General features: G+C 45.7%; 17 protein-coding genes. 6 read left to right on the top strand and 11 right to left on the bottom strand.

Going from position 1 to position 23,160, the window contains the following annotated elements; all coding sequences use genetic code 11:
- Positions 1 to 303 precede the first annotated feature (303 nt).
- The 8 genes from dnm_RS11025 to lepA all read right to left on the bottom strand — a co-directional run bounded on the left by dnm_RS11025 (position 304) and on the right by lepA (position 14,520).
- The gene (locus tag dnm_RS11025) at positions 304 to 804 is read right to left on the bottom strand and encodes a DUF4365 domain-containing protein (RefSeq protein ID WP_207682699.1); all 501 of its coding nucleotides are present in this window, start codon (positions 802 to 804) and stop codon (positions 304 to 306) included.
- Positions 801 to 1,301: a DUF4365 domain-containing protein gene (locus dnm_RS11030; protein ID WP_207682700.1), complete on the bottom strand. Its 501-nt coding sequence runs from the start codon at positions 1,299 to 1,301 to the stop codon at positions 801 to 803. Before dnm_RS11030 ends, dnm_RS11025 begins: the two co-directional genes overlap by 4 nt.
- A gap of 602 nt (positions 1,302 to 1,903) precedes the next feature.
- On the bottom strand, positions 1,904 to 4,429 hold the full coding sequence (locus tag dnm_RS11035; protein ID WP_207682701.1) for a C1 family peptidase: 2,526 nt from the start codon (positions 4,427 to 4,429) through the stop codon (positions 1,904 to 1,906).
- Between the two features lie 138 nt (positions 4,430 to 4,567).
- Entirely contained in the window at positions 4,568 to 6,898 is a 2,331-nt protein-coding gene (locus dnm_RS11040; RefSeq protein WP_207682702.1) for a putative Ig domain-containing protein, read from the bottom strand.
- A gap of 531 nt (positions 6,899 to 7,429) precedes the next feature.
- Entirely contained in the window at positions 7,430 to 9,031 is a 1,602-nt protein-coding gene (locus dnm_RS11045) for an AAA-like domain-containing protein (RefSeq protein WP_207682703.1), read from the bottom strand.
- Between the two features lie 1,373 nt (positions 9,032 to 10,404).
- Positions 10,405 to 10,893, bottom strand: a complete 489-nt coding sequence (locus dnm_RS11050) for a 3-isopropylmalate dehydratase small subunit (protein WP_207682704.1) — start codon at positions 10,891 to 10,893, stop codon at positions 10,405 to 10,407.
- Between the two features lie 245 nt (positions 10,894 to 11,138).
- Positions 11,139 to 12,410, bottom strand: a complete 1,272-nt coding sequence (gene leuC, locus dnm_RS11055) for a 3-isopropylmalate dehydratase large subunit (protein WP_207682705.1) — start codon at positions 12,408 to 12,410, stop codon at positions 11,139 to 11,141.
- Between the two features lie 313 nt (positions 12,411 to 12,723).
- Positions 12,724 to 14,520: a translation elongation factor 4 gene (gene lepA, locus dnm_RS11060; RefSeq protein WP_207682706.1), complete on the bottom strand. Its 1,797-nt coding sequence runs from the start codon at positions 14,518 to 14,520 to the stop codon at positions 12,724 to 12,726.
- Positions 14,521 to 14,655: 135 nt separating this feature from the next.
- Between lepA and dnm_RS11065 the strand changes: the two genes are divergently transcribed.
- From dnm_RS11065 to dnm_RS11075, 3 genes are all read left to right on the top strand, one after another.
- Entirely contained in the window at positions 14,656 to 15,570 is a 915-nt protein-coding gene (locus dnm_RS11065) for a GGDEF domain-containing response regulator (RefSeq protein ID WP_207682707.1), read from the top strand.
- A gap of 235 nt (positions 15,571 to 15,805) precedes the next feature.
- Positions 15,806 to 16,234, top strand: a complete 429-nt coding sequence (locus dnm_RS11070; RefSeq protein ID WP_246556295.1) for a GNAT family N-acetyltransferase — start codon at positions 15,806 to 15,808, stop codon at positions 16,232 to 16,234.
- Positions 16,235 to 16,364: 130 nt separating this feature from the next.
- Positions 16,365 to 17,294 carry a DUF2156 domain-containing protein gene (locus dnm_RS11075; RefSeq protein WP_207682708.1) on the top strand — a complete coding sequence of 310 codons (930 nt, stop codon included), beginning with the start codon at positions 16,365 to 16,367 and terminating at the stop codon, positions 17,292 to 17,294.
- Here dnm_RS11075 and dnm_RS11080 read toward each other — a convergent pair.
- Together dnm_RS11080 and dnm_RS11085 are read right to left on the bottom strand one after the other, a co-directional pair.
- A complete protein-coding gene (locus tag dnm_RS11080; protein ID WP_207682709.1) occupies positions 17,263 to 17,640 on the bottom strand; it encodes a septal ring lytic transglycosylase RlpA family protein in 378 nt (125 codons plus the stop codon). The genes dnm_RS11075 and dnm_RS11080 overlap by 32 nt on opposite strands.
- 192 nt (positions 17,641 to 17,832) lie before the next feature.
- Entirely contained in the window at positions 17,833 to 18,534 is a 702-nt protein-coding gene (locus dnm_RS11085) for a pseudouridine synthase (RefSeq protein WP_207682710.1), read from the bottom strand.
- A 522-nt stretch (positions 18,535 to 19,056) separates the two neighbouring features.
- On the opposite strand from dnm_RS11085, the gene dnm_RS11090 reads away from it, so the two are divergent.
- The 3 genes from dnm_RS11090 to dnm_RS11100 all read left to right on the top strand — a co-directional run bounded on the left by dnm_RS11090 (position 19,057) and on the right by dnm_RS11100 (position 22,551).
- Complete coding sequence (locus dnm_RS11090) at positions 19,057 to 19,335, top strand: hydantoinase B/oxoprolinase family protein (RefSeq protein ID WP_207682711.1); 279 nt, start codon at positions 19,057 to 19,059, stop codon at positions 19,333 to 19,335.
- A gap of 364 nt (positions 19,336 to 19,699) precedes the next feature.
- Positions 19,700 to 20,992 carry a phenylacetate--CoA ligase family protein gene (locus tag dnm_RS11095; RefSeq protein ID WP_207682712.1) on the top strand — a complete coding sequence of 431 codons (1,293 nt, stop codon included), beginning with the start codon at positions 19,700 to 19,702 and terminating at the stop codon, positions 20,990 to 20,992.
- 530 nt (positions 20,993 to 21,522) lie between these two features.
- Entirely contained in the window at positions 21,523 to 22,551 is a 1,029-nt protein-coding gene (locus dnm_RS11100) for a TRAP transporter substrate-binding protein (RefSeq protein ID WP_207682713.1), read from the top strand.
- A 352-nt stretch (positions 22,552 to 22,903) separates the two neighbouring features.
- Here the strand turns inward: dnm_RS11100 and dnm_RS11105 are convergent, their stop codons facing one another.
- The gene (locus dnm_RS11105) at positions 22,904 to 23,053 is read right to left on the bottom strand and encodes a hypothetical protein (protein ID WP_207682714.1); all 150 of its coding nucleotides are present in this window, start codon (positions 23,051 to 23,053) and stop codon (positions 22,904 to 22,906) included.
- Positions 23,054 to 23,160 lie beyond the last annotated feature (107 nt).

Consider the following 23,160-nt stretch of genomic DNA (forward strand, 5'->3'; position numbering starts at 1 on the left):
AAAGGCTTAGAACCCTGTTTTCTGGTATGAAATTGGCTGTTTAAGAAATTGCCCCTCTCTTAAAATGACGATTTTGCCCTCTGGAAACAGCGGTCTAAGTCTGAAAATCGCCTGTTTTTTGATGAATGCTTTTCCTGAAATAGCAATGAGATAACGTGGTCCGATCCTGAATCATTGACTGAATCACTGAATGAGATAACGTGGTCCGACCCTGAATCACTGAGAAGGACGATAATGTCTTAATTTCACGAGATGATTAAATGTCCATGTTTGTATCATCATATTTTTACTTCGTGTATTGTTTTAAACCAGTCTTTTGTTTTCATGATTACCTATCCTTCTCTCATACCATTCATCAATCTCGTTAATCAGCATATTCATACTTTCCTCTGTCAGCCTCTCAAATGGAACAGACTGGGTTTTCAGACTCAGATTTACGGCTTGGTCAAGCTTTGTTCTGTTAATCCAATTATAGTATCCGCTGTCATCCTCCATAACCATCAGCAAAAGTACCACAGGGAAAGGGATATCTCTGATGATTTCCAACGTGCTTACCGGATAACGGTATGTGATCAGATTATGACTTACCCTTCTGATATGCGACGCTGATCTTTCTGCTCTGATCCGAACCCCGAAAACCCTTCCGGTCAGAGTGCCGCTATGACAAATATCAATCAGTATGTCAATTCCTCTGTCATGCGTATGATTCTGTCTTTCGATAATCAGATCGTCTCTTCGGGATAAATACATATTTGCAAGGTATTCGGCACGCTGGTCAATATACCATAAGTTATTTTTATTCATTGTTTTGCTCCTTTCCATTCAGGGTCAGAAAAATATGAACAAAATCGGGGAAACTCCGAGTTCTCCCAAAAATTTCTAACCTCTTCCCATAAGATATTCTGAGTTTTCTCATTAATAGGATTATCCGTGGGTATGCTTGATATTCCACTCAATGACTCTCCGTTAGCAGAAATGACAAACCCCTCCTCTGATACTTCATCAATTCCCACAATATAGGTCGGGGCCGGATATGAAGATAGCGATAAAACATGTTTCTTCCTAACCTTTACTTTTAACCTTTGTTTTATCTTCGTATAACCTGATTTCGTTGATTTTACCTGAACAAAGAAAAACGGTTTGATTTTACCTGAATAATCTTCCAGTTCCACTATGAAATCCACATTTTGCCATTTATCTCCTAAAAACTGAGGTCTGAATATAGGTTTGTCTCTTCCGTAAAATTTCGTTATCAGCACGTAAAATATGGCTTCTCCTCGCTGTCCCACGCTATTTTTCATAGAACAATTACCTCATAATCTTTGGATAGTAACGCGTCAGAATGACATACATAATTTTCTGACAAAACAGAATCGTTGGGTTTTCTCGTTCCCATCTACATGGATTAGTGATAAGCAGGGATTTCACGCATATGCAGCGAAAAAATCCCTGTTTATCGCTAATCCCTGTAGATTGGCGGTGATAAGCAGGGACTGGTGACCTACTATCCGACCAAATAAATTCTGACGGGTAAGTCGGACATGAGACCTCCGAGGTTTTTAAAACCTCGGAGGTCTCTTAAACGGTCAGAGTCGCTGATCAGCCCCGCTATCCGATCCCAATCAGCGGCAAAAAAAAAGGGGGGGGCGATGTCCGGTGTTGATACAATTTCCCGATTTGGCATGACAGAATCCTTCCTGCTTTTAAGTCCTGTAGGGACGGCATGTTTGTAGTGATATGCCCCGTGTTTCCGAGTCCTGTAGGGACGGCATCTTTGTAGCATTTTCTCTGAAGTGTCAGGCGGGAAGGGGCTGAACCACAGATTCTCACGGATTACACGGATTCTTCGGATTGGAAAAATCCGTGTAACCCATATCACGAACCACAAATCACAAATTCCAAATCACAAATTCCAAATTCCAGATTTTCTCAGAGCCCTTCCTGTAACCATCAGTATTAATGCAATAACAAACCCGATACCGAGGTAAGAGATATTAATTTTTGAATTATCCGCGGCAGTGCTGATAAAACAGTTCGTATCTCCCTCACCTCCGCCATTTGAATTTACATCCGATCTTCTGGACATGATAGTTGTGGTTGTTGTCTCCTGAACTGTAGTTGTTGTACTCTGCACTGTGGTTGATGTCGTCGTCGTGTTCTGAACCGTGGTGGTGGTATTCGGAGCAGTCGTCGAGGTCGTTGTCGTATTCTGAACCGTGGTGGTGGTATTCGGAACAGTCGTTGAGGTCGTACTCGTGTTCTGAACTGTGGTGGTGGTATTCGGAACAGTCGTTGAGGTCGTCGTCGTGTTCTGAACTGTGGTCGTAGTTGTCGGAACAGTCGTTGAGGTCGTCGTCGTACTCTGAACCGTGGTGGTGGTATTCGGAACAGTCGTCGAGGTCGTGCTTGTACTCGATGTGGTCGAGGTGGTTGAGGTCGAAGTGGTTGTTGTAGTATCCGCAGAGAATACTGTTACGGTGTCCTTTGCAATAGCTTTAAGTCCTTCATTATCTGTTACGGTAAGCGTAATCTCAGGCTGTCCTGGTTCTGAAAAGGTATAGACAAAAGGATTTCCAGAGCCTACGGACTGACCTTTAACTGACCATTCATAAGACTCTATTGAACCATCCGGATCAAAGGAATCTTCCGCATCTAATTCCACTGTCAGAGGAGCCTTGCCTTCCCGGGGTGTGATGATGAAAGCGGCATGAGGCGGTTCCGGCGGTGCTTCATTACCGATTACGATACATTCATAATTATCATCAAACGGACCTAACCTGTCATCTGAATCATCACAATCTTTCTCAGGCTTGCAGGAATCGGGACAGGTTTCAGGTTTCTCTTCTGAGATTCCCCAGTTGCAATAGCCGTCTTCATCATTATCAACACATTGTATTTGACGAGACTTTGAAGTTATTATGGGATGCTTTACCGCATTGGTATTCATACTGAAATTATCCATATTAAGTTTGATATAGGCATATCCGTTTTCAGCATATCCTTGTTCCCAATATTCGCCCCATTGACTGCCACCATACTGTTTTAATCCTGCTTCTGCTCCCCAGCCTTTGCCCCAACTGTTTTTAAATATCCAGATTGTCCGCCCATCATTAGGGTCTTTTTTAAAGCCAACCAAATTCATGGCATGCCCCAGACTACTAATTGAGGCAGTGATGGGACCATTCTCAATTATCATCTCCTTCAAAATATCCTCAGTCTGCGGAGAGCCATAACCATCACGAGAATAAAATGCGATTCTTCCACTTATTCTGACTGATTCGCTTGGGTTACTACACTTATTACTACAAGGTTGATAAGCATCATACTTATTGGAGTATTCGGCATAGGGAAAACAAGCTTCATCTGAGATGCTGTTATCAATAAGATATTCTAACAATGTAAGTGCATACCCTCCGCTGTTACAAGTTCCGTCAGCACTAGCTATATTAGCACAAGAAAGCAAATCTTGTTCAGCCAAATCCAAATCCAAATGTTGATTGAAATAAACATTTGCGACAGCTTCCACTGCACCAGCGGTTGAAAACGTATAACAACTTCCACACTTACCCTGACCTTCACGGACAAGAGTTGTCCAATCTTCTCCATGTCTGTTCCTCCAATCAAAATTGTCAACTAACGAACTTTGTCTGGAAGTGTGTGATCTGCTTTCAGAGGAATTTTTTAATTCTGTCTCAAACGTACCCCCCCGATAATATTCAAAGCCGTGTAAATTGAATTCACCATCTGTTTCAGACGGATTCACCAAACGCTTTTTCTCCTCATAGGTCAGATTTGAAACCGAAGTCTCCCCCGCAATCCATCCCAGATCCTGCCGATTCAGTTCCCATATTTTTTTGGCATTCTGCTTTCGCCTCAGTTCCACGGGATCCCCGGGCACGGGCTTTTCAACATAAGCGATTTCACTGATTGAAACAGCGGCGTTTCTTCCTTCCAGCTTCAGTGAAAAGGAGCTGATAACTTCCGGCAGGATGCAGGTCTCCTCACATACGGATTCTATTTTTAACGGACTGCTGCTGTTATACTCCTCATCTGACAAATCCCGTAAAGATTTCTGAAAGACCAGATACTCCCGGTCATTGCTGTCATCAATGAGGACAATCCTGACAAACGCATTGGGATCATCTTCCAGATAGGTGACATTACCGGAACCGTCTGTAATTGAGGCCCGAAGACCGAATTCACCTGTTATGGAGAGGCCGTAAATGTTCTGCGGCGTGTCAATGGGAAATACTTCTGAGTCGTATTCATACAAACCCGTTTGCAGGCTTATATCTGCCTGTTCTGTCTTTATTTCGTCAGGCGGGGCAGGTATTGAGAACGGATAGTTGGAAACATTTATCACTATGCGAACAGTGTCCGTATCCGTCAGCGGCCCTCCCTCACCGGTGTGTCCCAAGTCATTTATCACGATTCTCAGTTCAGCTTCGCCGGTCCAGCCCGGCAGGGGGGTATATGTGAGTCCCGGTGGTGTTCTAAAACTGGACTTGTCCCAGTATTTACAGAATTGATTCAGAGAGTTATAAAGTTTAGCTCCATTTTTAGAACACTACCTGAGTCCCTTCAGTCGAGCGTTGATATCAGGAATGGTGTCTGTAATGGTGATCTCTCCTATTCCTTCGTCTGTACGTTCACCGTCCGGCAGCGAAAGGGTTCCCTGATCAACGCTGAGAGTCATCTGAACATCATCATCCACCCGGTTGTCATTCTCATCATAATGATATGCGTCAATATCGCTGATGAAAATCCGATTGTCCAAAGCTTCGCTGAAGGTCAGCGGCGTATTTGCGGGAGTGGATTGCAGCCCGGGCACATAGTTCACCGGAGGGTCATTCACAGCAATAACATTAACCCAGCATGTTGCCGTATCACTGCTTACTCCTTTTGCATCCGTGGCTACAAACTCAATGACACGTTCCGTCTCAATAGGATTCTCAGATGTGTTCTCAAAGGTGATTCTGCGAAAAACATTTGTGTAGTTATCATCCGTATCTCTCCCGCTGAGTGTCAGAACACCGTTCGCAGCGTCATAGCTGGCGGCGGTGATATTCGTACCCGAGGTGTCCGCGGCCAGCACATCACCGTCTTTTAAATTTGCAATTGTCACCGTGAGCGAGTCAATGTAATTCCCATCAGGATTCTCTATTATCGCATCATCATCCGTAAGCCTTACCGGAGAATCACCTTCCATAAATGTTGTGTCGAAGTCATACCCGGGTCTTCCGGGTACACCTCCGGGACCGTCCCCCCCGTCATCGTCAACATCAATATCCACTATGGGTCTGACAGAGATGACATCAATGGTCATCGTGGCCGCTGCGTCGGCTATTCCATCGTTTATATTTACAATCAGTGTGTAATCATCTGTTGTGTCGTGATTTTCCGGGTATGCCCCCTCTGCCACGGTAATCTGACCGGTCACGGGATCGATGTCAAACAATCCCTCACCGGTTCCGCCGGTTATGGTATAAGTCAGATCATCCGGCCCGTCCTCGTCAGTGGCAATGACCGATCCCGGGGCCAATTCCGTACCGGCCGGACTTCCCTCGTCAACCGTGAAAGGCTGAGGCTCAATAACCGGAGGCTCGTTCGGAAGGATGACCAGGATATCAAAGGCCAGCGAGTCGGACAGCCGAGGTTGTCCGGGTTCTTTATTTCCGTCATCATACACGGTGATCACGATATCCCTCCACAGTCCCACATGGCCTCCGTCATTAATCATGGCATTGTCCGTGGGGGTTCCGGACAGAGTTCCGGTTACCGAATCAAATGTGGCCCAGTCAGGCTTGTTCTGGATACTGTAAGTCAGTTCTTCCCAACCTGTGGGCATCTGCCAGTAATCATCTATGTCAACAGCCGAAGGAATATATTCATAGTCGGTTCCGAGACGCACCTTGTCCCGGGGCACACTGGCAATCTCAGGCGCATCATTGACATCCTCGACAAAAATATTAAATGCCAGGGTGTCGCTCAGTCCGGCGCTGTCCGTCACCGTGATCTCCACATTGCTGTAATACCCGACATCCTCATTTCCCGGCGTGCCGGTCAGCCTGCCGGTTGCCGGGTCAAATGTCGCATCCGCCGTCCAGGCTGGCTGATTCGAGATGCTGAAAACAAGTTCATCCCCATCCGGATCGTAAGCCGTGGGCTGAAAAAAGTAATCCCCGCCCTGTTTTATGACCGTGGGCGGATCCCCCTCAATTATGGGAGAATTAGCATCAGCCTTCAGTGGTTCAACCGTAATATTAAATGCTGGAAGCGAGGCTTTCAGACCAATCCTGTCTGCCACTGTAATCATGATGTCTGTGGTAGTTCCAATATTTTCTTTGCCCGGTGTGCCGGAAAGTACACCGGTCTCCGGGTCAAAACTAGCCCAGGCAGGCTTGTTTTCAATGCTGAAGGTGTGTTCATCCCCGCCAATGTGAAGCAGATCGGGATCATCAAGTATGGGGGTGAAATTGTAAGATTTGTTTTCCTGTAAAGTCTCCGCAGGTGTGCCGCTGATGCTGGGCGGATCATTCAGATTGTCAACGATGAGGTCAAACGGAGCCAGCGAAGCACTTAGGCCGGTGCTGTCTGTTACTGTAATCGTGATGTTGCGATATACTCCCACATTCTCATTCGTGGGAGTTCCTGCCAGCTCCCCCGTGGACGGATCAAACGCCGTCCACGCTGGCTGGTTTGAAATGCTGAAATCAATGGAGTCGCCGTCCGGGTCACTGGTTGTTGGTTTAAAACTGTAAAAGGTTCCCTGGATGGCGTTGCCTGATGGTTCGCCGCTGATAACTGGCGACGAATCTGCAAAAGCCAGACTCGCTGTCAAAATAAAAATTAACACAACTGCCCAAAAACTTTTTCGCCTAATAACATTCAACTGCATCTTAATCCTCCTTTTTTTAAAATGGTTATTAAATCCCTGGATAAAATTGGACATATTTACAAGTCAGGAGGAGCGTTTTTCAGTCCCTCCGGGACTGAAATTACTCCCCCAAAAATCATAAATACACCCAACAAAACTTTTCCACCTATAATTTTTTCAGTAATAAGACTTTTCTGATTATAACGGATTTGGGGGAGGCCGGTAAAGCCCCGTGGGGGCGGCATGTTTGTAGCAAATTATGTTGCGAATATGCCGCCCCCACGGGGCTTGGCGGGGGTCTGCAAACCTGTTGCTACAAATATGCCGCCCCTACAGGGCTTGGTCGGCCCTCCCCTAAATCCGTTATAATCAGAAAAATTCTGATTCTGACGAATTTTGCTGACATCGTCATATCCTGTACCAAAAGTACAGGGAAAGGGGATAAGAAAAGAAACCTCCCTTCCTCTTCTTATCCTTTTTCCTTGTAGTTTTCCCATACGAGCCGCCCCTCGGCACCCAGAACCAACCAGAATCAAAGTGATTTTTCCATTCTCACTTCCCCGTGCCTACGAACACCGGCACAACCCTGACACCTGTTTCCTCATCAATATAATCCGTCTCATACTGCCGTCGGTGTTCGTCGCCGATCTGCTCCACAAAAACCACAAGATGGATCACTTCCAGTTTCAGCGAATATGCGTAATCGGCGGCCTGTCTCAGGGCTTTCCGATAATCTCTTTCGTGAGTGAAGCTCTTGAGTTCGAGACCGTATGTTTCTCCGGCGTATCGGATGATAAGATCAATTACACCGTTTCCCGTGGGAAACTCGGGCCACACTTTGGCATCCGTGTTGGCGAGAAACCGGTTCAGATATTCGTAAAGATTGAAATGGAAGACCGCCTCGAATACACTCAGGTCTTTGCGCCGAGGCGCATCCTCCAGCATCCAGTCACGATTCTTCCGCAGATGTTTTTCATATCGTCGGATGAGATTTCTGATATTCAGTCCCTCTTCGGTGATGGTATCGCTCGTGTCCTCAAAGGGCTCGAATATCTGACCCATGTAGTCAAATATCTCGCCGGAGAAGTAGTTAAACAGCCGTTTCTGGATAAAAGGACAGGAGAACCGGATTATGCTGCCGGAACCCGGGATCCTTTTCCGGTCAATGACACCGTTCATATAGAGAAAATTCATCCGGGGCGCATCGAATCTGAACCGCATGACTTCCCGAGTCTTGAACAATTCCAGCACAACCTCCCTGTGAGGAGCCTGCTTCGCCTTGCTGATGATGTTCAGGACGGTGTTGTTGGGCAGCACATCAACTGCGTCTGTGAACACCTCCTCGAAATCCTTTGCAGTGAGGGACCTGCTGTGATCCGGCCGATAGTCCTCATATCCCTCGGTGAGCAGCTCCCCGAACCATGAGACCAGCCCCGGCTGTCCCCGGGTTTCGTAAAACAGCCTTTCAGGAACTGCCTGTTCCACCTTTTGGCCGCTCTCCCGCTCGTACCATTCAAACATGCTGCGAACCTCCTCATCCGTGAGGTTCGGAATGTGCAGGCTCCGCTGGACATTGAACGGTGAGCCTTTGACGTTCTCTATGCCCAGCACGCTCCGCACACCGATCAGGGCCACGCTGTGAAGCAGATACTCCTTTTTGGCCGAGGGGTTCGGATCCTTCTGGCGCATGTTGTGAATGTTTCTGAACACGCCGGCAAGCCCGCTGATGGCCTCCTCGGTCAGCGCGTCGAACTCGTCCAGAATCAAAATGAGTGGTTTGTCAAGCACACCGTTTCCGAACAGCCGTGTGAACTCCTTCAGCGTGCTGACACGAACATTTTTCAGATTCAGATATCTGATAATATCCTCAGCGATGTATGAGACGATCTCATCAGTGTCCTCAGTCGTTTTCAGGTCTTCCAGTTCCAGCTTCAGCACATGAAACCGTTCGTCCTTTCCCAGTCTGTGAAGCGTCTCGTTCATAATCCATGTCTTGCCGCACTGACGGGGTGCCCAGACCGTGATATAATGACCGCCTTCCTCCTCAGGGGATTCTCCGAGGAGCTGAGAACATCCCCTCTGAATCAGCTCTTCCCTTGGCACATAATAATGCAGGCTTTTGCTAACCGGCCCGTAAGATGAAAATTTTCGCATAACAAGCTCCTTTCCTGTAAGATTTCAGTCTTATATTGACGTAAATTTCAGGAAACCGCAAGGAGTCCTTCATGTCTGAAGAATTTTTTTTCTGACTGACTTATGAGCGATATGCGAAATGCTGTCTGTTTTCTGAAGCCACCGCGGAACTGAGAAATTCCGGGTAACAAAAAAATTTCTGATTCTGACGAATTCTGTTGATCCTGTCATATCCTGTTTCCCAAATTACAGGGAAAGGGGATAAGAAAAGGAAAACCGGCAGTAGTCCTGTTCCGAATATAAACGCTGTAATACCCTGAATCAATATGGTAAATATCGAAAAATATCCACGTTTGGAACCCAACCAATTTTTCTGAGATCAGTCCCTTCATAATAATTATATGTCATAAAAAAAATTTTCTTATATTTTAATCATTATTTTTTGGAATTTATTTTTGCTTACTCACCACTGGCAAAAATTGGCAGAATATTCTGAGGCCGAACCGAGATAATTCAATGCAGGAGGATACCATTTCAGCAGGATAAGCAGCGAAGAAGTGAGGAGTGGTGTGACCGTCAGGTCATGCCCATTTATATGAAAGTGTTAGGTGTTAGGTGTCAGGTGTCAGGTGTCAGGTGTCAGGTGTCAGGTGTTAGGAAAAAATGTATAATTTTCATTATTCGTTGTGACCGGCAGCTCATGCCCGTTTATATAATTTTTTCTTATTATAACGGATTTGGGGGAGGCTGGCCAAGCCCCAAAGGGGCGGCATATTTCTGGTAATTCATCATCCCGGGCCGTTCAAGCCCCGTGGGGGCGGCATATTTGTAGCATTCATCATGCCGGGCCGTTCAAGCCCCGTGGGGGCGGCATATTTGTGGCATTCATCATGCCGGGCCGTTCAAGCCCCGTAGGGGCGGCATATTCGCCTGGTTGCTACAAATATGCCGCCCCCACGGGGCTTGGCGGGCATATGCATCAGGCTAAGAATGCGGGACGGCTGCCGGACGGGGTTTGCAACCCCGTCCGAAACGTTTGCGGGCGGCGATCCGGAAAATATTCCGGACGGGGTTGCAAACCCCGTCCGGCAAAATCAGAGTTAATAAAAACAGTAGGTTGTAATCTTAGCCTGATGCATATGGGCTTGGCGGGGGCTTGCAAACCTGCTGCTACAAATATGCCGCCCCCACGGGGCTTGACCGGCCTCCCCCAAATCCGTTATAATCAGATTTTTTTTAAAAAAATTGGGATCAGCCAAATATAACAAACTGATTTATAATAAAATTAATCAGGAAGGCATATATTTCAGGCTGTAAGGCCGGAATGTCTGTGTTTTTCAAATGCATTCCCTGATAAATCTGTTTATTATTATGGTCTGACCCCGATGACCAGTTTATTTTATTCGTTTTTCAATGTATTTCATCAGGCCTCCGCTTTGCACAAGTTCCTGCATAAACGGCGGAATTGGTTTTGTTGAATAAGATTTCTCTGAATCCAGGAGGATAATCTCACCTGTGTCAAAATCAACAGAAAGCCTGTCTCCTGTTTTAAACGTATCCGCATCCTCACACTCAAGAATAGCAAGGCCCATGTTAAAGGCGTTTCTGTAAAAAATTCGTGCAAAACTTTTGGCAATCACACAGGAGACGCCCGCGGCTTTTATGGCGATGGGCGCATGTTCCCGTGAAGAACCGCATCCGAAATTCTTATCCGCCACAATAATATCGCCAGAGGCCACTTTGCCTGCAAATCCCGGATCAGCATCTTCCATGCAGTGTTTGGCAAGCTCGTTCGGATCACTGGTTGTTAAATATCTCGCGGGTATGATCAGATCAGTATCAATATCATCCCCGAATTTCCATACATTTCCTGTTACTTTCATTAGATACCTTTCTTCAGGTGCATTCCCGGAAAGTAAAAACTCCTCGTTCCCAGGCTCTGCCTGGGAATGCATTCTCAGAGGCTCCGCCTCGTGTGTCATGGTTCTGCCGATGTTTGCCGCACGAGGCAGAGCCTCGGGTATGCGTTCCCAGGCAGAGCCTGGGAACGAGGAGTTTTTGGTTTTTGGGAATGTCTCGTTTTTCTTCAGTGAAAAGTTGACGGTTATCAGTGATCAGTTGTCAGTGTTTACTTTTTGCTGATAACGGACTCGGGTCCGGCGATTTTTCCCATTATGGCAGACGCGGCCGCCACAACAGGGCTGGCAAGATAGACTTCGCTTTCAGGATGCCCCATGCGGCCCACAAAATTCCGGTTGGTGGTGGCCACTGCCCGCTCTCCTTTTGCAAGGATTCCCATATGTCCCCCGAGACAGGGACCGCAGGTGGGCGGACTGATGATCGCGCCCGCGTCCAAAAATATGTCAAACAACCCTTCACTCAGCGCCCCTCTGTAACTATAAGGCGTGGCCGGTATGACAATAAGGCGTGTGCCTTGTGCAACTTTGTTTCCCTTGAGAACGGACGCGGCCGAGCGCAAATCCTCCAGTCTTCCGTTTGTACATGAACCAATAACCACCTGGTCTATCCGTATGTCTTCCACCTCGCTGATGCCTTTGGTATTTTCAGGAAGATGGGGAAATGCCACCTGGGGCTCGATATTGCTCACATCGTATTCTTTTATCTCAGCATATACCGCGTCCTCGTCACTTTTGAGAAACGAATATTCCCGTACCGCACGGCCTGAAACATATGCTTCCGTGGTCTCATCCGGGGTGATAATCCCGTTTTTTGCGCCTGCTTCGATGGCCATGTTGGCCATGGTGAGCCTGCCTGCCATGCCAAGGGCTTCAATCACGGGTCCCGTGAGTTCCATGGCTTTATAAAGCGCGCCGTCCACACCAATGTCACCGATGGTATAGAGAATCAGGTCTTTTGCTTCGACCCAGGGATTCAGTTTTCCCTTATAGACAAACTTGATGGATTCAGGAACCTTGAGCCAGACCTCTCCGGTGATCATTGCGGCTGCGAGGTCTGTGCTTCCGGTGCCTGTGGCAAACGCGCCGAGTCCACCATAAGTGCAGGTATGGCTGTCCGCTCCGATGACAAGGTCTCCCGGGAGAACCAGCCCTTTTTCAGGCAGAAGTGCGTGTTCCACACCCATCTCCCCCGCGTCAAAAAAATAGGTAAGTTCCTGCTCCCCTGCAAATTCCCGAACCACCTTAGCCTGCATGGCCGAACTGATATCTTTGTTGGGCACAAAATGATCCGGAACAAGGACAACCCTGTCTTTGTCAAAAACTTTTTTTGCGCCGATCTTACGGAACCGTTCAATGGCAATGGGAGCCGTGATATCATTTCCCAGCGCAATGTCAACCCTTGCATTGATGAGATCACCAGGCTCCGTATGATCAAGCCCCGCATGAGCTGCAAGAATTTTTTCTGTTATGGTCATTCCCATTTGTAAAATCTCCTGGTTATTTAGATGATTAAGTGTTCAGCAGATCAATTTTTTTTTCCGGAGTGCAAAAATAGAGCGAAGCGGTTTTTTGCACCGGATATTAAAAAAATTCCATTTTTTTTCCGGAGTGCAAAAATAGAGCGAAGCGGTTTTTTGCACCGGATATTAAAAAAATTCCATTTTTTTTCCGAAGTGCAAAAATAGAGCGAAGCGGTTTTTTGCACCGGATATTAAAAAAATTCCGGCAGGATGCAAGAAACCGCTTTGCTTAATTTTTTGCACTCCGGATTTATGAAAATTTTCGAAGAAGCACTTAATCTTTATCTGTTTTTAATACCGACAAAAATGCCGACTGGGGAATCATGATTTTCCCCACCATTTTCATTCGTTTTTTTCCTTTTCTCTGCTTCTCAAGGAGCTTGCGTTTTCGAGAAATATCACCGCCGTAACATTTTGCCGTAACATCTTTTCTGAAGGGCGACACCGTCTTGCGGGCAATTATTTTTCCGCCGATGGCACCCTGTATGGCGATTTTAAACATCTGTCTCGGAATTTCTTCCCTGAGTTTTTCACACGCGTGCCTTGCCCGTTCAACAGACCGGTCTCTGTGAACCAGTTGGGACAGAGCATCCACGCGCTCTCCGTTAATGAGAATGTCCAGTTTTACAAGGTCTGTCTCCCTGTAGTCTATGATCTCATAGTCAAAAGACCCGTACCCCTGGGTCACGGATTTGAGCTTGTCATAAAAATCATAAACCACCTCAGCCAGGGGCAGCTCAAATATCATTTCCAGGCGGTTGTTGGTCAGATACTGATAATTTCTATTAATCCCGCGGCGATCCAGACAGAGTTTCATGACCGCTCCCATGTAATGATCCGGTATGATAATGGCAGCGCGGATAAACGGCTCTTTTGTGAGACTGATCATCGTGGGATCAGGATATAAGGCAGGATTGTCTATGATCAGAAGCGAGCCGTCATTCAGGACAATTTCATATTGCACAGAAGGGGCTGTCAGTATCAGGGAAAGATCATATTCCCGTTCAAGACGCTCCTGAACCACCTCAAGATGAAGCAGTCCCAGGAAACCGCAGCGAAATCCAAATCCCAGGGCGGCTGAGGTATCTTTTTCATAAATCAGGGACGCGTCATTTAATTTCAGCTTTTCCAGGGCCGTGACCAGGTCTTCGTATCCGTCAGAAGCCACAGGATATATAGAAGAAAAGACCACCGGCTTTGTTTCCATGAATCCGGGCATGGGCGTGTCACATTTTTGTTTCTTTAATGTGATGGTGTCACCGCACCGGGTATCGCTGACCGTTTTTATTCCTGCGATCATATAGCCGACCTGCCCGGCAGAAAGGGTCTTCTGGGGAACCCGGACAATCTGAAATATCCCGACTTCCTCAACTTTATACGTCGCGTTATTGGACATGAAGCAAATGCTATCCCCTGCCTTTATTTTCCCCTGATAGACTCGAAAATGAACCACAGTGCCCCGGAAAGGATCATAATGGGAATCAAAGATCAGCGCTTTAAGAGGCGCTTCGGTATCTCCCACAGGCGGCGGCAGATGGGTTACAACGCCCTCAAGCACGTCCTCAATACCGGTTCCTTCCTTGGCAGACACAAGAATTGCTGTTTCAGGGTCCAGCCCCAGGTCATCTTCTATCTGGTTTTTGACCCTTTCAATGTCCGCGGACGGCAGATCAATCTTGTTGATCACGGGAATGATTTCAAGATCATGCTCCAAAGCAAGATACAAATTGGCAAGGGTCTGAGCTTCCACGCCCTGACTCGCGTCAACCAGAAGCAGCGCGCCTTCGCACGAGGCCAGCGCGCGGGAAACTTCATAGCTGAAATCCACATGCCCGGGCGTGTCTATCAGGTTCAGAAAATAAGTCTGTCCGTCTTTTGCAGTGTACGGAAGGCAGACGGTCTGGCTTTTGATGGTGATCCCCCGCTCCCGCTCAATATCCATGCTGTCAAGTATCTGATCCTGAAAATCCCGGTCAGACACGATATCTGTTGTCTGAATAAGGCGGTCGGACAGCGTTGATTTTCCGTGGTCAATATGTGCGATAATACTAAAATTTCGGATGTTTTCCATATTTTATGATTAAAAGTCAGTTGACATGATTTAATTTTTTAATTATAGTAAAAAGTTATGGTCAGAAGCATAAGTCTTTTACCAAATTGTTGTTAATCATGTCAACCCCCAAAAATACTGATTAGACAATCAAAAATGAATATTCAGGTCTTAATAGTTGATGACGATGTTGCCCTGTGCGACGCAATGTATGAATTTATTAAGATGTTCGGATATCAAACCGCCCGGGTTTACAGCGCTGAACAGGCCATTGAATTATTAGAAAAACGCGGTTTTCACATTGTCATAACAGATATCATTCTGCCTGAAATGAGCGGTCTTGAGCTGACATGCCTGATAAAAGAAAAGTATGACGCTGATGTCATTGTAATGACAGGGCACAGAGAAGATTATTCTTATAAAGAAGCCATTGACAAAGGCGCAAGTGATTTTCTCTTTAAACCGCTACGGTTTGAAGAACTGCTGCTCCGATTGAAAAGAGTTTTAAGAGAACAGTTGCTCATCAAAGAGCGTGACCGGATGCTCAAAAACCTGCAAGCATTGGTCATAACAGATGATCTCACAGGACTTTATAACTCAAGGCATTTTCATGAAAGATTAAAAACAGAGGCGGACAGAGCCATTCGTTACAAGCGTCCGGTATCGCTTCTGTTTCTGGATGTTGACAGTTTTAAACAATATAATGATACTTACGGACATATGGAAGGTGACAGAATCCTGACCAGAATCGGTCAGATTATGAAGTCTGGCCTCAGAAAGACAGATTCCATATACCGATACGGGGGAGATGAATTTACAGCCATCCTGCCGGAAACCACAGGCAGGGATGCCCATGTCGCGGCTCAACGGATCATCCGCATGATGGAAACTGAAACATTTTTTACAGAAATCGGGAAATCGCTCGACATAACTGTCAGCATAGGTATTACAGAATATTATGCAGGAGAAGACTTGGCAGCATTTATAAAAAGAGCGGACATGGCAATGTTTCGCTCAAAACAACAAGGACGAAACAAAATTACATCGTTGTATGCTGAAAAACCTTCATAATCCGGATAAACCGGAAACAAGAAATTTCAAATAACAAAATACAAATAAATTCCAAATAACAAAATACAAATAAATCTCAATGCTCAAAAAACAAAATACAAATAAATTCCAAATCCCAATATCCGAATCTCAGATAAGACTAAATTTCAGTCATTGCAATTTGAGATTTATTTGTTATTTGTTTTTTGAGCATTGAGATTTATTTGTCATTTGTCATTTGAGCATTGTGATTTAAATGAAAATACCAACCTTCACTTTTCTGTCTGATCCGATGCCGGAACAGATATCCCAAATAACTGCCCTTTATCGTGCCGAAGGGTGGTGGACAGCAGACGCATCAGATAATCCTGAGATGGTAGCAGGAATTATTGCAGGCAGTCATTGTTTCATGGTTGCGACGATAGGAGATGAGATCATCGGCATGGGGAGGGCCATCAGCGACCGCGCCAGCGACGCATATATTCAGGATGTCACCGTAAAAGACGCATACCGGGATCAGGGAATCGGATCGGAAATTATCAAATTGTTAGTTGAACGGCTTCAGGGAGATGGGTTGTGCTGGATCGGTCTGATTGCGGAACGAGGCTCTCATGAGTTTTATATGGGGCTTGGATTTGAAAAAATGCCAGATTCCACGCCAATGCTGAAAATCATACCTGCTTAAATCATTTCAGTCGCTTACCCGCTCCAATGTTTTTCTTAAACGACGATGAAAAACTCAGTTTTTTAAGCGATGCGTTTTCATGGCAATGCCTAATAAAATAACAACCGGAATTTTTTTTGTAAATAATATTATGAAATCAGAACCTTTAACACCTTCGGATTATACAAGATTAGAAAATTTTTTTCAGCAACAGAAATATGAACTCTGTGCGTATTCACTCTCATCAATTCTTGTCTGGAGTACCAAAGTATATCAGCCTGTCGGTATCACAGACGGAGAAACTCTGATCATCGGCGTTGAATTCGACGCGACGCATGAGGACAAAAATCATCTGATACTTCCTGTTTCTCCGGTGAGAGAATATTCCCCGGAAGAATTACATGATCTTGCTGTAAACCTCGGATTTGAGAGATTCTGGTTTGTTCCGGGTGATTATATTGAGAGATATGGACAAAACCAGTTGGATGCTTTTTTTGAAACAGAGGAGCAGCCGGAGCTGGATGATTATGTTTATCTGACAGAAAACCTCGCGGAACTGAAAGGAAACAAATATTCCAAAAAACGGAATCTGATCAGTCAGTTTAAAAAAGAATATCGCGACAGAATTCTGATTGAAAAAATCACATCCTCCGCCATGTCGGAATGCGTTGATTTTCTTGAGGAATGGTGCGAAGAGCGTGACTGCGAAGCGGACCCCGAGACGGACCTTGCCTGTGAAAAACAGGCTGCAAAAAATGCACTTGAATATATAGACATTCTGGGAATGAACGGCATCCTGCTTCGTGTTGACGGTGTGGTCAGCGCGTTCGGGATCATGTCACGTCTCACTGAAAATATGGGGGTGCTTCATTTTGAAAAGGCATTTTCCCACATAAAAGGGCTTTATCAGTTTTTTGACAGGGCATGTGCGAGAACCCTTTTTAATGGCTGTAAATATATCAACAAAGAAAGTGACATGGGGATCCCGGGCCTTGCCAAAGCCAAACAGTCATATTATCCTGTTAAAATGATGAAATCATATAAACTGACTATTTCCCCAGCCGGATCACCTCAGTCTTAACCTTGACAATTCCCTTTCGTATCATACTGATTTTTTGAGCCGCACGGGCAGATAAGTCTATAATGCGGCCTTTGATGAACGGCCCGCGGTCGTTTACGCGTACCGTGACAATTTTCCCATTGAGCAAATTTGTAACACGGAGAACTGTTCCATGGGGATAAAATCGGTGTGCGGCCGTGAGCTTATTTTTGAGATATCGTTCGCCGTTAGCAGTCAGGCGGTTCTGAAACCTGTTACTGTAATAAGAGGCAATACCAATTTGTACTTTTGGATACTCAGCCAGACATTCCGAGAAAAAAAATGTCCATACAATCAATACAGTTATCAAAGGAATAATTTTTTTCATAGCATTTCCGATCCAATTAACACGTTAATCTTAAAAGTTATGCCATCTGAAAATTCCGACACTGATTGCTTTTCTCACAAAACAAAGGAATGCGTCAATGGGGGGAAAGATGTATTCAGGGGGGGATAAAAGGAGTAGTGAGGGGGTATAAAAAGACCACGCTATTGTTCCGTCCGGTAACGTCCGTAAGTTTTACAACACCCGCAAAAGGCTTTTAATCTCCTTTTTTGTCAGATAACGCCATGAGCCCTCGGCAAGTTTTCCCAGCTTTATATCTGAAATCCTTATGCGCCTCAATCTGACAACCCGGTTTCCCACCTTTCTGACCATGCGACGTATCTGCCTGTTTTTTCCCTCTTTCAGCACAATACGAAAAATTTTTGAGGAAATTCTTCTGACACGCGCAGGCCGGGTTATTGTTCCCATCATTGGCAGCCCCTTTGCCATCTTCCGAAGCGCGCCTTCAGGTATGGGGCTTGAAACAATCACCTCATATTCTTTTTCATGATCAAAAGAAGGATGTAACAGTCTGTGATGAATTCTGCCGTCATTGGTCAGCAGCAGAAGGCCGGTTGAGTCTTTATCAAGCCGCCCTATCGGATAAACGCGTTCCGGAATATCAATGAGATTCAGGACAATATTATCTCCGGGCTGATTGCAGCTTGTGACATATCCTTTTGGCTTGTTCAGCACAATATAGATCAGATCATCCTTTGCCTTTATCAATTTGCCCTGAACTTCCACCTGGGCTTTGTCCGGCTCAATCTTTGTGCCAAGTTCGGTGACAACTGCCCCGTTCACCCTGACATGCCCGTCTTTTATATATTTTTCACCTTTCCGCCTGGAACAGAATCCTGCTTCTGAAAGGAATTTTTGTAATCGTATTAACGCCATAATAAAAAAATCTACTTAATTCTTACTAAACTCAATCTCTGTGGTACAGCAGCTCATCAGCCAGGACCACACCCGTGTATATGTTCCTGTCCGGCTTTGCAAAGGGTATCTTGCCAATAAGCGCTCGTATAAAAATATTTTAAAATTTATATAATCTTTATTATTATTTTGAGACTATTCTTTTAATATAAGTGCTTAGGATAAAATGAACAGCCCGCCATGTCAATATGTTCCTAAAAATTTTAATTCCAGCATACTTTTGAACCGGAACCCGGTCAGTCATCTGAACGATGTTTATGTTCTGATTCTCTTCTTCTTTACGCCAGTAACCATCTGGAAAAATGAGATTTTTGCGAATTTTACGAAAAATATATTTCCCTTGGTTGACTGGGGCATAAATGTGGTGTATGAATTTTATTTATGGGTATGTTTTTATGGCTGTCAAGAGCGCGTTTTATCCTGACATTCCTATTCATGAAGGGACAACTCGTCCCATTCACATGACCGCCCCCTGAAAGAAGCATGATCAGTTGCAGCTTTTCGGCTGCGGTGGCCGCTCCGATACGGGCGGGCCATTTTCATGACCGAGATGGTTTTAAGGCATTATCCGTAGCCGAACCTGACCGTATTATCTCGGACAATGGTCATCACTGCGCGATTTTCCCTGCCAACGGAGCAAATACGCCCGCAAAAATCCTTGAGAGCAATACGCCGTTTTTGGCAGAAGCAAGAAAAATTGTCTGCGACTCCGGATGTCCCGGAAAAATGCGGGGCGGTCTGGACAGACCAATGGTAATCTGAATTCCGGATGATGAATACAGTCCTTTCGGGCCGGTCACGGTCGCGATTCATGCGGGCCATTTTCAATATCCCCCCTGGTGAATATTCGGAGAACCTTCCGGAACCAACGTAAATTTTCTCCGAGACAACCTGCCCGGATATCCCGGAGACGGATATCATTTTTACATTGCCAGCGGCCGATACGGAAACGCTCTGAACAGAGACCCGGTGTGCTGTTGAAAAAGTTGTCCTGTGCAAATATGTAAGCATTAACCGGGTCAAGGAAGGATTACGGGATTGTGACTGACCCTGTCACACTGAAAGCAAATACCGAAGCAAGAGAAATTGAAAGCTTCGCACTACACAAAACATTAAGGATCAATTAATGAAAAAAACCTTTATGCCGTCCTTTAGGGACATTGAGGAATTACAAGAACATCAGTTAAAAGGTCTCCGATGGACAGTGAACCATGCATATCATGGATCTCCTTTTTACAAAAAAAGACTTGAACAGGCAGGGGTCCGGCCGGATGATATTCAATCTCTGGATGATATAAGGCGTCTCCCCTTTACCACGGCAGATGATATGCGGGAAGGCTATCCTTTTCCGCTTTTGTCTGTTCCTGAATCCCAAGTGGTGAGAATTCATACCTCATCCGGTTCCACGGGAAAAAGAAAAATTCTTACTTATACACAAAAAGATATTGAAGACTGGGCGCATTTCTTTGCCAGATGTTATGAAATGGCCGAACTCACAGAAAACGACAGAGTTCAGATTGCCGTGGGATATGGTATCTGGACAGCAGGTGTGGGGTTTCAGATGGCCTGTGAAAAATTCGGAGCCATGGCCCTTCCCCTGGGACCCGGAATCATTGATATGCAATGCGAAATTCTTGTTGATCTTCAGCCTACGGTGATGTGTTCCACAGCATCCATGGCCCTGCTGATGGCCGAGGAGATTGAAAAACGAAATCTCAAGGATAAAATCGCCCTGAAAAAACTCATCTTCGGATCAGAGAGAAGCGGCGATGCCATCAAAAAGAGAATTAAAGAACTGACCGGCGTGGAAGATATGTTTGACATTCCGGGGATGACCGAACTTTACGGACCCGGCACAGGTCTGGATTGTCCGAAACATGAGGGAATCCATTACTGGGCTGATTATTATATCCTGGAGATATTAAACCCTGAGACATTGGAGCCGGTCGGAGAGGGAGAAATCGGAGAGATGGTTGTGACCACGCTTTGCAAAGAGGCTGCCCCGCTTATTCGTTATCGGACTCGTGACCTGACGCGGTGGATTGACCACCCGTGTTCCTGTGGAAATATTCTTCCTATGCACGACAGAATCATGGGACGCTCTGACGATGTGGTTATTTTCCGGGCCGTGAACATCTATCCCAAACAAATTGAAGATGTGCTTTCTTCTTTTCCCGAGGTGGGCAGCGAATACCAGCTCATTTTGGAAAGAAAAACAGATGGCAAGGATTATATGACTCTCAGAACAGAGCGTTATCAGGGGAACATCGGCGTGTCAGATGCCGAGCTGAAAGAAAAAATTGCCAGACGAATAAAGACAAAGATTTTCGTGAGCGCAGATGTGGAAATCGTAGATTATCAAACCTTGCCAAGAACCGACAGAAAAAGCAAGCGTGTGTTTGACAACCGAGAAAATTGAGAAGTGAGAAGTGAGTCGGATGGGTAAATCCGAACCCGGTTCGCCGAAATTACCACTCCCGCGAGAGGAATCTCGGACTTGAAATGAGACTTATCCGGAGTGCCAAACTTGCAGTTTGGCAGGAACAGTGTTTTGCTTTTCGAGCATCGGAAAAAATTGCCAAACTGCAAGTTTGGGACTCCGGATGGATAAATTTTTTTTCTGATTATAACGGATTCAGGGGAGGCCCCGCCATTCCGGGGAAAATCGTGATATTCTCAGAAAGTCGGACCGTATGCGACTTTTTTTTAACCGAAAAGAGAATGCCACAAAGACACGAAGACACAAAGAGACACGGAGAGCCTTCGTGAGACTTCGCGTCTTTGTGCCTTCGTGGCTTATAAGCCGCACATAGCGTCAGTTTTTCCCGGAATGACATTCGGAGAGAACAGCATGTTCTGATATGATAATTTCAGAAAGTTATATTCTCCCCTGAATCCGTTATAATTAGTTTTTTTTAAACTCATAAACCCAAAAAGGAGAATTTGAGTATGAAGCAAAAATCAGGATGGATTCTTATTGGAATATTTATCGCCACATTGCTTGTGGCGGCCTTTGTGAGCTCGCCTGCTACGGCGGGTCCCGCCACACTGAGTTACGCGAATTTTCCACCCGCCCCCACGTTTCCATGCGTTCAGATGGAAAGATGGAAAAAAGAAGTTGAAAAACGAACCGAGGGAAAAGTGGTCATTAACACCTTTCCCGGAGGCACGCTGCTCGGGGCCAAGAACATGATGGACGGTGTTATCGCGGGACAGGCGGATATCGGCTGTCTGTGTATGGCGTATCAGCCGGGGCGTTTTATGATTACCAACGCCACCAGTCTCCCGCTGGGAATACCCAGTGCAAAGGCCGGAAGCCTCGCACTCTGGGAGCTTTATAAAAAATACAAGCCCAAAGCGTTTGCCAAAGTAAAGGTGCTGACCATGTTCACCACAGCACCGTCAAATATCATGTCCAAAAAACCCGTAAAAACTTTGGCTGATATCAAAGGGCTGGATCTGAGAGCATCCGGCGGCGCGGCCCAGATTCTCAAAGCCTGGGGCGCAAATCAGGTGGGAATGCCCATGTCCGCAACACCGGAAGCCTTGCAAAAAGGCGTGGTTCAGGGCTTGTTTTCCTCCCTTGAAGTGATGAAGGATTTCAAATATGCGGAACTTTGCCGGTATGTCACAATGACCGACACGGTGATTTATCCCTTTGCCGTGGTCATGAACATGGATTCATGGAACAGCCTGCCCGAAGATGTCCGAAAAGTGATAGCGGATATGGGCGAGGAGCAGTCAGCGTGGACAGGGACTTATATGGATGCTCATGTCAAGGAATCTGTTGAATGGTCAAAAAAGAGCTTTAATGTTGAGTTTACAGAACTGCCAAAAGAGGAGAAGGCTAAGTGGGACAGCTTGCTTTCGCCGATTGTTGATGAATGGATCAGGGAGGCAAAATCAAAAGGGTTTCCTGCGGAAGCCATTGCAGAGGATATAAAGGCGTTTACCTGTAAAGAAAGTTCAGATAAATAATATACAGCCGAAGGCTGGGCGCTGACTAAGAAATAGTCAATAAATCGAAAATCTTTTCCGGAGTGCAAAAATAGAGCGAAGCGTTTTTTTGCAGCCTTCGGAAATCTTTTAATATTCTCCGGAGTGCAAAAATAGAGCGAAGCGGTTTTTTGCAGCCTTCGGAAATCTTTTAATCTTCTCCGGAGTGCAAAAATAGAGCGAAGCGGTTTTTTGCAGCCTTCGGAAATCTTTTAATCTTTTCCGGAGTGCAAAAATAGAGCGAAGCGTTTTTTTGCAGCCTTCGGAAATCTTTTAATCTTTTCCGGAGTGCAAAAATAGAGCGAAGCGTTTTTTTGCAGCCTTCGGAAATCTTTTAATCTTCTCCGGAGTGCAAAAATAGAGCGAAGCGGTTTTTTGCAGCCTTCGGAAATCTTTTAATCTTTTCCGGAGTGCAAAAATAGAGCGAAGCGGTTTTTTGCAGCCTTCGGAAATCTTTTAATCTTCTCCGGATGGACGGATGCAAAAAACCGCTTCGCTCTATTTTTGCACTCCTTTTTATCCTTTCTATTTTAATTAGACTTGATTTTTCCGGATGGACGGATGCAAAAAACCGCTTCGCTCTATTTTTGC

Source organism: Desulfonema magnum (assembly GCF_017377395.1).
Lineage (GTDB): Bacteria > Desulfobacterota > Desulfobacteria > Desulfobacterales > 4be13 > Desulfonema_C > Desulfonema_C magnum.